The 13291-nt window shown below is 43.8% G+C and carries 9 protein-coding genes; 2 read left to right on the forward strand and 7 right to left on the reverse strand.

Annotated elements, in window-relative coordinates:
• The first annotated feature begins 50 nt into the window (after nucleotides 1–50).
• Entirely contained in the window at nucleotides 51–656 is a 606-nt protein-coding gene (locus ACTW1R_RS13515) for a YesL family protein (RefSeq protein ID WP_375826489.1), read from the forward strand.
• A complete protein-coding gene (locus tag ACTW1R_RS13520; protein WP_016608393.1) occupies nucleotides 653–2449 on the forward strand; it encodes a sensor histidine kinase in 1797 nt (598 codons plus the stop codon). The genes ACTW1R_RS13515 and ACTW1R_RS13520 overlap by 4 nt, the downstream gene beginning before the upstream one ends.
• A 58-nt stretch (nucleotides 2450–2507) precedes the next feature.
• Here ACTW1R_RS13520 and ACTW1R_RS13525 read toward each other — a convergent pair whose 3' ends face one another.
• The 7 genes from ACTW1R_RS13525 to ACTW1R_RS13555 form a co-directional block, all read right to left on the reverse strand.
• Complete coding sequence (locus ACTW1R_RS13525; protein ID WP_375826488.1) at nucleotides 2508–3971, reverse strand: glycoside hydrolase family 43 protein; 1464 nt, start codon at nucleotides 3969–3971, stop codon at nucleotides 2508–2510.
• The gene (gene yicI / locus ACTW1R_RS13530; protein ID WP_284590862.1) at nucleotides 3972–6242 is read right to left on the reverse strand and encodes an alpha-xylosidase; all 2271 of its coding nucleotides are present in this window, start codon (nucleotides 6240–6242) and stop codon (nucleotides 3972–3974) included.
• Nucleotides 6239–7138: an ROK family protein gene (locus ACTW1R_RS13535; RefSeq protein WP_375826487.1), complete on the reverse strand. Its 900-nt coding sequence runs from the start codon at nucleotides 7136–7138 to the stop codon at nucleotides 6239–6241. The genes yicI and ACTW1R_RS13535 overlap by 4 nt, the downstream gene beginning before the upstream one ends.
• 144 nt (nucleotides 7139–7282) lie before the next feature.
• Entirely contained in the window at nucleotides 7283–8710 is a 1428-nt protein-coding gene (locus ACTW1R_RS13540) for a 6-phospho-beta-glucosidase (RefSeq protein WP_218213432.1), read from the reverse strand.
• Nucleotides 8711–8720: 10 nt separating this feature from the next.
• Nucleotides 8721–10571 carry a beta-glucoside-specific PTS transporter subunit IIABC gene (locus ACTW1R_RS13545; protein ID WP_375826486.1) on the reverse strand — a complete coding sequence of 617 codons (1851 nt, stop codon included), beginning with the start codon at nucleotides 10569–10571 and terminating at the stop codon, nucleotides 8721–8723.
• 111 nt (nucleotides 10572–10682) lie between these two features.
• Nucleotides 10683–11513 carry a BglG family transcription antiterminator LicT gene (licT, locus tag ACTW1R_RS13550; RefSeq protein ID WP_010749938.1) on the reverse strand — a complete coding sequence of 277 codons (831 nt, stop codon included), beginning with the start codon at nucleotides 11511–11513 and terminating at the stop codon, nucleotides 10683–10685.
• Nucleotides 11514–11875: 362 nt separating this feature from the next.
• Nucleotides 11876–13282 (reverse strand): response regulator, encoded by a 1407-nt coding sequence (locus ACTW1R_RS13555; RefSeq protein ID WP_489927298.1) that lies wholly within the window; start codon nucleotides 13280–13282, stop codon nucleotides 11876–11878.
• Nucleotides 13283–13291: the final 9 nt, after the last annotated feature.

A 13291-nucleotide genomic window follows, 5' to 3' on the forward strand; every position in this document is an offset into this window, starting at 1 on the left:
TTTGTTTTTTGCGAGTACTATAGGAATATATCAATTTTGGAGGGATAAAAATGAAGTACAATCCTGATGGTCAACTGTACAAAATAACCACCGTTTTTTCACAATTTACATTGTTAAATTTACTATATATCATTAGCTGTTTGCCAATTATTACGATTGGTGCTGCGACAGCTGCCCTTTATGAAGTGACGATTCGTTATGCGGATGAGGAGCGTGGTGAATTGATTGTAGGCTATGTGCGAGCGCTACGAGCAAACTTTATGAAAGCCACCGGTAGTTTTCTCCTTCTTGGGCTCCCCATGGTAGCACTACTGTATAGTAGCTTGTTTTGGTTTTCCTCAAAAACCATTCTTGCCAGTATTTTTGCTTTCGTTCTAATTGTTACAGCTATTTATCTGTTTATTGTGTTAGTCTATTGCCTTGCCTTAATTGGACGTTATGAAAACAGCTTTAGGCAAACACTAAAAAATGCGTTTCTGTTACCGATCGCGGACCCTGTCCGTTCGTTAGCTCTCGCACTTATTCCTATCGCTGCGTTTTGTTTTGTTGTTTTATTTCCGTTGTTTAAATTTCTCTTGTTGATTTTCGGCTTTTCTTTTGTTATTTATTGTAGTTCGTTCCTGTTGCTTTCTATCTTTCGTAATCAACAAGTATGAAAAGAATCAGTCATCTCTCACTTTTTCGTCGTCTGAGTCAGTTTTCCATTCGGCGACAATTGTTCATTCTTTATCTACCTGTTGTTTTTTTATCCACAGTGACTATAGGTCTCTTATTGGTCTACGATTCAACCAAACAGCTGACAGGCAATTACCAACACTTGGCAGAGTTGAATGCTCAGCGTGTCAAATCTGTTCTTTTTGATACAACAAACACGCTGACAAACACGGCGAGTTCCTTATCAAACGATACCCATCTACGTCAACTTTTAACTGCCAATTACCTTGACGATCAAGAAGCGATTGTGGACATCAATAGCTATGATCAGCTAGATGAGATCAGAAATCTTCAAACCTCGATTGCGAAATTAACCATCTATACGACGAATCAAACCATTCCGAACTATAAATATTTTCAACAGGCAGATGACACGATTCAAGCGACCGCCTGGTACCAACGAGCTCTTAAGCAACCCGATGCTTTTTTGATGACGATGCCAGAGGATTACAAAGCAAATCGTTTGAGTCTTTATAAAACGTTGCCTTTGCCTTTATCAAAAGAAACAGCCGTTTTGGAGATCCAAGTCGATTACAATTATCTCAGTAACCGACTTCGTAATTCATCCTATGAATTGGAATTACAGTTAAATGATGATGTCATCTTTTATAGCGACAAAATCAATCAAGTTGGGGAACCGGGACAGCTGACAGCTCTTTCTGAGCCGCAAACGAGTGCTGCCTTTTTAAAAAATGATGGTACCAAGGTGATGCTCACCAAAAGCACCTTACCCATGAGTAACAAAGAAGATATCATCACGATTTATAGTGCGGATACAAATGCCTATCGCAATCTACGCACTAATCTGATCCGGTGGAGCACGATCGTTTTGGTGATTTTGATCACTACTTTCATCATCGTCTTTCTCTTTGCTCGATTCTTTACCAAACGAATCTCTCAACTGCAGCAGGCGGTCTACTTTGCCTCGATCGAGGATTATGATTTCTTTCAAAATATCAGCGGCGAAGACGAGATTTCACAGATCTCTCTTGATTTCCATAAGATCATTCAACGAATCAAGAAAAAAGAAGAAGAGATCTACCGTTCACGTTTGGCACAGCAAGAGCTGTTGACTCAGCAGCAGCAAATGGAATTTAATATCTTAGCGGGGCAGATCAACCCCCACTTCTTGTTCAATACATTAGAAACGATTCGTATGATGGCGCTGACTTCTGGCAATTCTGACGTCGTTTATGCCATCAAGTTACTGGCAAAATCGATGCGCTATACGCTAGAAGCCCACGGAACCAAGCGAACGAGCTTAGAAGAGTCCTTAGACGCGGTTCACGTGTATGTCAAGATCCAGCGGATGCGCTTTGGCGATCGAGTCAACTTTTCCTATTCAGTCTCCAATGAGATCGACCAAAAAGAAGTCCAAATATTGCCCCTCCTGATTCAACCATTGGTGGAAAACGCCATCTCCCATGGCTTGGAAGGCATCACCTATCCAGGGTTTGTCCGTTTGACGATCACCAAAGACGGCCATGATCTGGTGATCGTGGTACAAGACAACGGCAGCGGGATACCGCCAGAAAAACTCGAACACTTGCAGCAAAAAATCAAGACGCCCTCCACCCATGCCAAAAAGAACATTGGGCTAGCCAACGTCAATCATCGGGTCAAAATGTTTTATGGACCTGAATACGGCTTGACGATCGAGAGTGTGTTGGGCAGCGGCACACAAGTCACCTTGCGGATCCACGATCTAAGCCAAGATTCATCTTCTCCTCACTAAAACAGCAAAGCCCCCCTTCGATTCCTGTTTCAGAAATCGAAGGGGGGCTTTTGATTGATTAGAAATCCCGCACACGAAGGGTTTGTTGTGATGAAGAGGCGCTGGCATAGCAGCCTACCATGATTCCAGTAAAGACACCGCCAACTTCAGTAGTCAGATATTTTGTTTCTCCCCTACCTAAAGGTTGTGCTTGTCCTTGCTCATCAACAACAGAAAAACGATAAGTTTCTTTATCTGCGCTCAGCTGCAAGGTGACTGTATCTGCTGCATAAGGCAGTTTCTTTTCCACTTTCCATAGGGAACCGATCTGTCGGCGGAAAACTAACTGCTGACTGGACGCCGTTTTTTCCAGGTATCCCTCATAGTGATGGGTGGCATTTAAGAAAACCGTCAATCCCGCTTGTCCATCCGTTAGTTGCCGACAATCAAAGGTTGCTTGAAATTGTTGATCAAAGGCGGTTTGCCGTTGGAACACAGCCGCAAGTTTGCCTTGATCAGACAGACCCGTCTGATTAGGATGCAGCAAGAAGCCATGCGGCTCTTCTTCAATCAACGTCGAGTCCCATTCGAATAAAGTCACGTAATCAGGCTTGCTGCTCTTCTTTTGTGTTTCCTTTGGTGCCGCCGCTGTGTCTACCTGAATGCTTTCTGGCAAATGACCTTCTTCGCCAAACTCCGGCCATGGGTTTGACCAGTCTACTGGCAGTAGGCATGTTTCCCGCCCTAACAAATGCCTCAAAGGATAGCTGATGGGGCGTACTGCTAGACAGACTGCCCACCAGTTGCCTTTAGTATCTTGCACGAGATCCGCATGCCCTGCGGCTTGCAGCGGCAGATTCGTACTGCGATTGGTCATCACTGGATTGTTGGGGCATGCTTCATAGGGTCCCGTCAAGGAACGGCTGCGGGCCATGGTCAGCATATGCCCATAAGACGTTCCGCCTTCGGAGATCAACAGGTAGTAATAACCGTCTTTTTTATACAAGTGGGGGCCTTCTGGATCAGCCGCTCCGCTGCCCGTCCAAATATTTTGCCGCGGGCCTAGTTCTCCAGAAGCCAAATCGATCGTCCGCAGATAGATCTCCTTATGGGTGCCTAAGTAATAGGTCTGTCCATCGTCATCTACGAAAATTGTTGGGTCGATCCCAGGGGTGTCCAGCCAAATCGGGTCAGACCATTCACCAGCGATGTCATCCGTCCAAATCAGAAAATTGCCTTCTCCTCCTTCGTTTGCGCCAACATTGGTGCAAACGAGGTAAAAGCGGTCCTTGATGAAACGCAAGGTTGGGGCATACAGACCAAAAGCATTGGGGTTTTTCGTCGGTAGCTGCAACTGCTCAGGTCGCGAAAGTCCATGGCCAATCAGCTGCCAGTCTGCCAAGTTTTTACTGTGATAGATTGGTAATCCAGGAAAATATTCAAAGGTACTCGTCACCAGATAAAAGTCTTCACCGACACGGCAAATACTGGGATCTGGATGAAATCCAGGTAAAATTGGATTCGTGATGGTTCGCATGGGCATCTAAAACTCCTTTATCGTGGTTTGGTCAGCCGTCAGCTCATGGCTCGTTTTTCCAGCAGTCGTGTGTATCTGCAAGGATGCTTGCTGGATGCCAGTCAGCTTGACGATCAGTTCTTGATCGACTCTTTCGACAGCCACCTCACCAATCCACTCACCATGGTGATCATAGATAGCGGCAGCGGTCTTGTCTTGCGGATCAAAAAGATGGATCGTTGGATGTTGGGCATAGTCATAGACTGCTTTGGTTTGTTCATGGCCTTCGATAATGACTTGATTTGGTCGGACTAACAGTGGCAAGTGGAAATAGTCATAGGTTTCTTGGTACCAGCGTCCGCCCTCGTATGCTTTGCCAGATAAATAGTCGATCCAATGCCCCTTCGTTTTCGGTACGTAAAAGGAGACTGTTCCTTGATCATTAAAAATGGGCGCCACTAAAAGGTGTTCCCCCAGCATGTATTGCCGATCCAAATGATGGGTCATCTCGTCTTCAGGAAACTCTAAGACCATTGCCCGCATCATCGGAATCCCCGTTTGAGCGGTTAGCACCGATTGGGCTTGCAAGTAAGGCATCAAGGACAGTTTTAACTTGGTAAAGGCTTTAGCTACCGCCACGGCTTCGTCGTCATAGACCCATGGCACTTTGTATTCCCAGCTGCCATGGTAACGGCTATGGGAAGACAGCAGACCAAATTGTGTCCAGCGCTTGTAGAGGTCTGGAGTTGAGCCAGCTTCAAACCCTGAGATATCGTGGCTCCAATACCCAAAGCCGCCTAATCCAAAGGATAGACCTGCTCGCAGCGACTCTGCCATCGATGGATAATCCGAGGTACTGTCGCCGCCCCAGTGTACAGGCAAACGTTGCGAACCAACCGAAGCTGCCCGCGCAAAAACGATGGCTTCTTCTGCTCCCTTGACTTCTTTCAGCAAGTCAAAGACGACCTTATTGTATAGATAGGCGTAATAATTGTGCATTTTTTCTGGATCAGAGCCATCATAGTACACCGCATCGGTGGGAATCCGTTCACCAAAATCCGTTTTGAAGCAATCCACCCCCATGTCTAATAAGGCACGCAGCTTGCTGTTGTACCAAGCGATCGCTTCAGGGTTGGTGAAGTCGACGACCGCCAAACCAGCTTGCCATTTGTCCCATTGCCAGACATCTCCATTGGCGCGTTTCAAAAAGTAGCCATTCGCCATCCCTTCATCAAACAAGGGTGATTTTTGCCCAATGTAAGGATTGATCCAGACACAGATTTTCAATCCTTTGGCTTTCAAGCGCTGCAGCATTTTTTCAGGTTCTGGGAAAGTTCGTTCGTCCCACGTGAAGTTGCACCACTCATATTCTTTCATCCATAAGCAGTCAAAATGAAAGACCTCAAGAGGGATATCACGTTCTGCCATACCGTCTACAAAAGACGTCACGGTTTGTTCATCATAATCCGTCAAGAACGAGGTACTTAGCCACAAACCAAAGGACCACGCAGGCGGCAACGACGGTTTCCCCGTCAAATCAGTGTAGCGCTGAATCACTTGTTTTAACTCATCACCAGCAATCACAAAGTACTGCAACGATTGTCCTGGATTGCTGAATTGAACACGCGAAACTTTTTCACTCCCCACTTCGAATTGCACACGATCTGGTGAATTGACAAAGACGCCATACCCTTTATTACTTACATAAAAAGGAATATTTTTATAAGCTTGCTCTGTACCAGTGCCCCCGTCGGCATTCCAGATATCAACACTCTGGCCGTTCTTCACGAAATTTGTAAAGCGTTCCCCTAAACCATAGATCGTTTCTCCCACATCCAGGGTCAACTGTTCGCTGATATGGGTATTTGCTTGCGGATCGATCACTAAGGCTTTGCTGCGAGGCTTGCTTTGGGTAATCAGCTGTTCTTTGTAATAAAACGAAGCTGTCACATTTTCCTCTTTGGTGATTACGACTTGCAAGTCTCCCGAGCGAAAAACATATGATTGCTCGTCTTCTGAAATATCAGGAGTGATCGCTTCTGTCATTAATTCAAAATCGGGGGCTTTGGCTTGGACCCCTTTATAGTTATAGAGGGTGATCCCAATGATATTGCTTCTAGGGGTAGTGACTTCCATCGTTAACAATCCGCCATCCAGCGTTGCCCCTTTATGTCCGACATAGCTATAAGGCAGATATAAAACCAATTTGTTTTCTTCTTTACGGGCATCGTAGACATGCACCGCAAATTTCACATCAAATCCTTCACGAAATAACCAACCGCCATCTGAAAATTTCATTTTTTTCCTCCTTGTTGGATCAATGTCAACGCCCCTAACAGACCAGAATCATTATAGTAACGACAAGTCTCGATCGGCACTTGGAAATCTGGCCAATGGGGGTTCTCATTGATTGCTTGTTTGATTATAGCTAATAGATCAGGGTGTTGGCTGATGCCGCCGCCGATCAGTATTTTTTCGGGATTCATCGTGACAGCTAGGTTGTAAATCGCAAGTGCGACATAACGTGCCCACTGTTTCAGGATCTCCTGCGTTTCAGGATCACTCGACCACTGTTGCATGATGGTTTCACCTAAAATCTCCTCTGATTCAGGAATCGCTTTTGTCCGCCGATAGGCAGCAATCAGTCCTCTCGTTGAAGCTAGATCATGGAGGGTCGCAAAAGAAGATGCTTGAAAATCAGTGATCATCATTCCAAATTCTCCTGCCCGAAACCCATGTCCGTGAATCAACTGGCGCTGATGAACGAGCGCGCCACCAATACCGGTGCCTAATGTGATCATGACAAAATCTTGTACGTCAGCAGCATTGCCGGTAGAAAGTTCTGCTAAAGCAGCACATTTCGCATCATTTTCGATCCAGATCGGATAGGACTTGTTTAAACGCTGCTGCAGCTCTTGTACAACAGCACAGCCGTGTAAAGGAGCCAACGCCCCCGCCATGATCGCTCGGCCATTGACTGAATCAATGAAACCAGGAAAACTCAGCCCGATCCCTTCGATGACATGCACTTGCTCGACTTCTTGTATTTTGGCAGCTAAGGCAGCAAAAAATTCATCCCGCGTATTACTCGGGGTTTTGATTTTGCCTCGGTCCAGCCATTGATTCTTCTCGGTAAAAACCCCGAATTTGATATAGGTCCCCCCTACATCAAAGCACAGGCGTACATCTGTCATTTCTCCTCCTCCGTTCGAAAAGCGCTTACAGTTTCATTTAAATTATATAAAAGAAAAAAAAGAAAGCCTACTTCTTAGAATAGACTTTCTTACTATAAAAATTAGCTTTTTTCTGTCTCCGATAGGCAATAGGATACTTCTTTTTTATTTCAGCATTGCTCCATTTGAAGCAATGACTTCCTTATACCAATCAAAAGAATCTTTCTTGATTCGATCAAGCGAACCATTCCCTTCATTGTCACGGTCTACATAGATAAACCCATATCTTTTTCGCATTTCACCTGTAGTAAATGAGATGAGATCAATACAGCCCCATGCTGTATACCCAATCACATCAATGCCGTCTTCCTCGATGGCAAGCATCATTTGTTTGATGTGTTCAGCTAAATAGTCAATCCGTTCGGGATCATGAATGCCGGTTTCTGTCATTTGGTCATTAAAACCAAAGCCATTTTCCACAATAAAAATCGGCAGTTCATAACGGTCCTGCAAGAGATTCAGCATATAGCGCAATCCCATGTGGTCAATCGTCCAGCCCCATTCCGTCATCGTTGCATAAGGATTCGTTGTCAGCACACTGCTGCCCAACAGAGGATCATGTAAATAGTTTGCATCTGAGCGGGTAGATACTGTATTGCTTAAATAATAAGTAATCCCGATATAATCAACGGTGCCCTTTGCCAAATCATCAAGATCGGCTTCTGTTACATCGATCGTGTACCCTTTTTTCTGCCATTCATTGAGAATTCTTTTTGGGTAGTGTCCACGGACATGTACATCTGTGAAATAGAGTTGATTATTATCTTCTTGTTGTGCTAACAATTGATCACGAGGATCAGAAGTCAGCGGGTAATTAGGCGTGGCAGCTAAACAGCAGCCAATTTGAAACTCAGGATTGATTTTTTTCGCAGCTGTGACGACACGAGCAGAAGCAACAAACTGATAGTGAGCGGCTTGGTACATGCCTGCTAGTTTCTCCTCATCCTCGTCAAAGATCACACCAGAATTGGTAAAACTGTAAATTGGATTATCGATGATCCGCTGATTGTTGATCTCGTTAAATGTTAGCCAATACCGCACTTTTTCTTTGTAGCGTTCCATTACAGTTTGCGCAAAACGTTCAAAAAATCCGATCATCTTTCTGTTGCGCCAAGCCCCATAGGTTTCAACTAAATGATAGGGCATCTCGAAATGAGACAACGTCACAACAGGTTCTATTCCATATTTTTGCATCTCGTCAAAGACCTGATCGTAAAAATACAGCCCTTCTTCGTTCGGTAGTTGTTCATCTCCTAAAGGAAAAATTCGTGTCCATGCGATACTGATTCGCAAAGCTTTGAAACCCATTTCCGCAAAAAGTTTGATATCTTCCGGGTAACGATGGTAAAAATCAATGCCTTCATGATTCGGGTAATATTCCTCAGGCAAGATTGTGTTGGTAATTTTCCGAGGCCGATCTTTCGTTCCTGCTGTCATCACATCGGCAATACTGATCCCTTTCCCGCCTTCTTGCCAAGCACCTTCCACTTGATGAGCGGAGATCGCACCGCCCCATAAAAAGTTTTCTTTCATTTTCAAACTCCTATCCTTCGTTGTTTACGGTAAACAGAATCCCTTCTACTTCAATTGTTCCGGCCGTTGTTTCGTACTCGATTACTGTATCTGGTCCACAATTTGTAACGATCACGGGTGTCGATAATTGATAGCCTTTATCCAGAATCGCCTGCCGGTCAAAGGTCAACAAACGATCTCCTCGTGCAATTGTCGCACCATTTTCGACGTTAACATCAAAAAACTCACCATTTAGATTCACGGTATTCAATCCGACGTGGATCAATAATTCAACCCCTTGATCAGATTTAATACCAATCGCATGCTTAGAAGGGAAAACAGCAACAACAGTACCTGCAAAAGGTGCCCGAATGATTCCTTCATCGGGGATGACCGCAATTCCTTGTCCAGCGATTCCGCTGGCGAACACATCGTCTTCCACTTCTGCTAAAGGCATCACTTGTCCTTTTACCGGTGAATAAATCGGAGTTGCTGCATTGGTTAAGATACTTTCTACCTCTGATTCAGGCTCTGCTTCAAATTCTGTTAGTTCGCTTTCCTTCACGCCGAAGAAATAAGCCAGTAAAGCTCCTGACAACAATGAAACGGTGATTCCGATCAGATAACCCACCAAAGGACTGTAAACAGGCAAGGAAAAAATATTATGGAAAACATACGCATTCATCGTCACACCAAAAGCACCTAACACTGCTCCGCCTAAACCACCGGAAATAGCTACGATCGGCAAAAGTCTTTTGTAACGAAGAATAATCCCATAGACGATGGGCTCTGTCACGCCGGCAAAGAAGCCAGTCAATGCAACTGGGCCTGCCAAAGCCCGCATTTTCGAATGTTTTTTCGCTCGTAAGAAGAAGCCAACTGCAATCCCGATTTGAGCAAAAACAGCGGCCAATGCCATTCCTTCAATAGGGTCTCCACCTAATCTTGTCAGATTATCTAACGTTACAGGTGTAAAGCCCCAGTGCAAACCAAACATAACCATGAAGGTCATCCCGCCGCCTAAAACGATGCCTGAAAGGATCCGGCTTTTTTCAAATAACCACATTACACTTCCTGATAAAAGATCCCCGAAAAAAGTGCCGAATGGACCAAAAAGGATAACGGTCAATGGAATCATGATCATCAAACTAAGCATTGGTACGGCAAACAATTGAATGTCTTTATAAATAATCTTTTTCAAAAATTTATCTACAAATTGATAAATAAAAATAGCCGCAAAAATCGGAAATAGGGTTGTGGCATAGTCCACGGCTTGAACTGGTATCCCTAAGAAATTTGTATTTTCAACGCCAATCAACCCAGTAAACTGAGGTTCCAACAATGCTGCACCAATCACACCGCCAACGTACATGTTGGCACCTAATCTTTTCGACAACGTGATCCCTAAGAAAATCGGTAAAAAATAAAATATTGCATTACTCGTGGCACTCAAAATGACATAAGTAGAAGATTCTGCTGATAACCAATTAAATTGGGTCAAAACCGTCAGCAGTGCTTTTAGCATCCCCGAACCTGCTAGAGCAGGAATTAAAGGAGAAAAAGCACCTGAGATAATTTCAAATACGGCGTTCAAATTAAAACCTGTTTTTTTCGAAGAACCTGTTTCTTGATCTGATAACCCAGCCATAGCTGAGATCGTCGCATAATAATCTGATACATTGCTGCCGATTACGACTTGATATTGTCCTCCACTTTGTACAACGGACATCACATAGGGTAGTTTTTGAAGTTCCCCTTTATTGGCCTTGGCGTCATCCTTCAAGCCAAAACGCAATCTCGTTGCACAATGAACCAAGCTGTCGATATTTTTTTCACCACCGATCAAGCGAATGATCGCGGCACTTTCGTTTTCAAATTTCATAGTTACTCTCCTTTTGCGTATAATAAAAAGCGTGATCTAGAAGACACCTCAAACAAAAGACTCGTTTGAGTGCTCACTCTAGGTCACGCCTGCTTTACCAGTAACGATCCGTTAAGATGCCAATCGATTTAAATGTAAGGTTAAATACAACACTTCATCTTCAGTGATTTCCCACTGATACCTATTTTCCAGAAATTGCTTGATTTTCATAGCACACTCATAATCCAACGGATATTTCAGTTGAATCACATCTAATAAACTAGACGCTGGTTGAGCTGGTAGCTCATTGCTCATCTGTCGTTTAACAAAGTAGCGAATGTGAGTGATGAATCGGGAAAAATAAATAGAGTCTTGTCTGAATTCTTTGCCATAATGATAATTGATGATCGTCAAAATATCTTTCATGACTTTGGAAATCAGCATTGTTTCTTCCATTCCGTTGTTATCGCCTAAAAAATTCACGAAATGCAGCGTAATAAAAGCAGCCTCATCTTGCGGAATATTCAGATGTGTTCGCTTTTGCATCAGCTCAACCGCTTGAAGACCAATTTCATATTCTTTCGGGTACACCTGCTTTAATTCCCATTCTAAGGGTGTTTGAATTTTCATCCCTTCTCTTGCCCTCGTCAGAGCAAAACCGATATGGTCTGCAAGTGCCACTAGCAGTGCAGGATTGCTTTCGCATTGAAACGCTTCCTCAAACAATTTTAAAATATCGCTGGCCAGTTGCAGATCACGATATTCAATCCGTTTAAGCAGCTGTTCCAAATCTGCAATACTTTTTTGGTCGTTAATGATGAATCGCTTTTCTATTTTCTTTTGATCGACAGTGTCGCCTGGCTTCAAACCAAAGCCGATGCCACTCCCCATCACAACTTCTTCTTGGTGATTGTCGTTCAGGACTAATGAAGCATTATTATTAAATACTTTGACGATTTCCATGGTCAACACCTCCTAAAATAAAACAAAAAAATAACGTCACCAACTAGCTATGATCTTTTTCCAAAACAAACGAATGGAGAAAATCTCATACCTGTGGTCACGCCTGCATTATCAGTAACGATCCGATGCACTTACTATACTTCAAAATGAAAACGACGTCAATAGCTTTTTTAAAGCATTTTCTTGTATGAGCTTCTGACGAGATTATTCAAAAAAATGGCGACAAAAAAAGACGTGTTGTCTCTTGCTGCCGCCATGCGAACCTGTAATGCCGCTTTTTCTTTTCACAAATTTCTCTTTTCATTGCCTATGCGATGGACTGTTTTCCTGAAAAATAGCTGCTCATGTATCAGCGAATTTTCTTATGTTTTCCGAAACTCATTCGGTGAAACCTGATGGTATTGTTTGAACTTTTTGTAGAAATAATCAACATTGCTGTAGCCCACCAATTCAGCAACTTCGTAGACCATTAGATTGGAATGACGCAAGATTTCCACCGCTTTTTCCATTCGAACTTCATCCAAGAACGCCAAATAATTTTTCCCAGTTTCTTTGCGAAACTTCTTGCCTAGATAGGCACTATTGTAATTGAAACGTTCCCCGATTTTTTTCAAGGTCAAATCTTCTTGATAATGCTTTTTCGTGTATTGGATCAATTCTGCAATGATATCGATTTGGTTCAAACTGCTGGCGACTGTTGCTTGCAAGTCTGTTAGTTTTGCGGTGATCACCTCTTGCAGCATTGGAAACGTCTGGGCGAGAAAAATCTGCTGATGCACTTCGTCTGTCGACCATTTGATTGCTAAGGCTACTTTTTCACTGATTTGATGCTGCAGCCATTCGATGTCACCATTGATTTGCCATTTGATCTCTTCTTCCAATGCCAATGAATGATAAAAGGTTTGATAATAGCGGGATAACGGCTGTTCTAACGGATCGTTTGCCAAAATCGCCTTAACTAATTCTTCACGCAAATCACTTCGTTCTTCTGCTTCTTGCGTCGTATCCAAAACATGGTGAGAAATGACTTGATTGGGAAATAAGAAAATCAATTTACTTAATGTCTGGATATCGATCATCAATGGCTTCAAGTTATCTTGCGCCGCAAACCAGCGGGAGATCAAGATTTCTCGGTGAGCCAATTTTTTACGGCACCACGCATCGATCGCCTCGTCGGGAAAGCGCTCCTCGTTTAACAAAACCAAATACCGATGATGCCGATGGATCAAGGTGACGACTTGCGCCACTTGCTCCTGCAATTTCTCAACCAGCTTTTGGGCATCTGCCTCCTCGGAAAGACGCAATAGCTTGATGGCTTGTGCGTCTTTGATCCCCGTTTGATCCCCGCCAAACAATTTCTCCATCAACTGACTCTTCTGATTTTTCTGCTGATCGGTCTTGGCTTTTTGATCGATTTTCGTCAAAATACCGATCAGCTCTTCTTCGTCAACTGGTTTCAGCAAATAGGTCACAGCGCCCAGTTGCAACGCTTGCTTGGCATAGTCAAAATCTGAGTAGCCGGATAAAATAATGGCAAAAAACAAAAGCCCTTCCTCCGATGCTGCTTGCACCATCTCAAGACCATTTTTTCCCGGCATACGGATATCAGCGATCACAACATCTGGCTTCAATTCGCGGATCATTGCCAAGCCAGCTTCGCCGTTTTCCGCCGACCCGACGATTTGATACCCCAGACGTTCCCAATCGATGATCAGAGGTAGCCCATTTCGGATCGATGCTTCATCGTCAACGATCAACACTTTACGCATTTTCCAACC

It is taken from the genome of Enterococcus sp. R12, from assembly GCF_058135755.1.

Coding starts and splice junctions, on each gene's coding strand:
- yicI (WP_284590862.1), bottom strand. CDS start 6,242: ATGAAATTTTCAGATGGCGGTTGGTTATTTCGTGAAGGATTTGATGTG.
- ACTW1R_RS13545 (WP_375826486.1), bottom strand. CDS start 10,571: ATGAAATTTGAAAACGAAAGTGCCGCGATCATTCGCTTGATCGGTGGT.
- licT (WP_010749938.1), bottom strand. CDS start 11,513: ATGGAAATCGTCAAAGTATTTAATAATAATGCTTCATTAGTCCTGAAC.
- ACTW1R_RS13515 (WP_375826489.1), top strand. CDS start 51: ATGAAGTACAATCCTGATGGTCAACTGTACAAAATAACCACCGTTTTT.
- ACTW1R_RS13535 (WP_375826487.1), bottom strand. CDS start 7,138: ATGACAGATGTACGCCTGTGCTTTGATGTAGGGGGGACCTATATCAAA.
- ACTW1R_RS13520 (WP_016608393.1), top strand. CDS start 653: ATGAAAAGAATCAGTCATCTCTCACTTTTTCGTCGTCTGAGTCAGTTT.
- ACTW1R_RS13540 (WP_218213432.1), bottom strand. CDS start 8,710: ATGAAAGAAAACTTTTTATGGGGCGGTGCGATCTCCGCTCATCAAGTG.
- ACTW1R_RS13555 (WP_489927298.1), bottom strand. CDS start 13,282: ATGCGTAAAGTGTTGATCGTTGACGATGAAGCATCGATCCGAAATGGG.
- ACTW1R_RS13525 (WP_375826488.1), bottom strand. CDS start 3,971: ATGCCCATGCGAACCATCACGAATCCAATTTTACCTGGATTTCATCCA.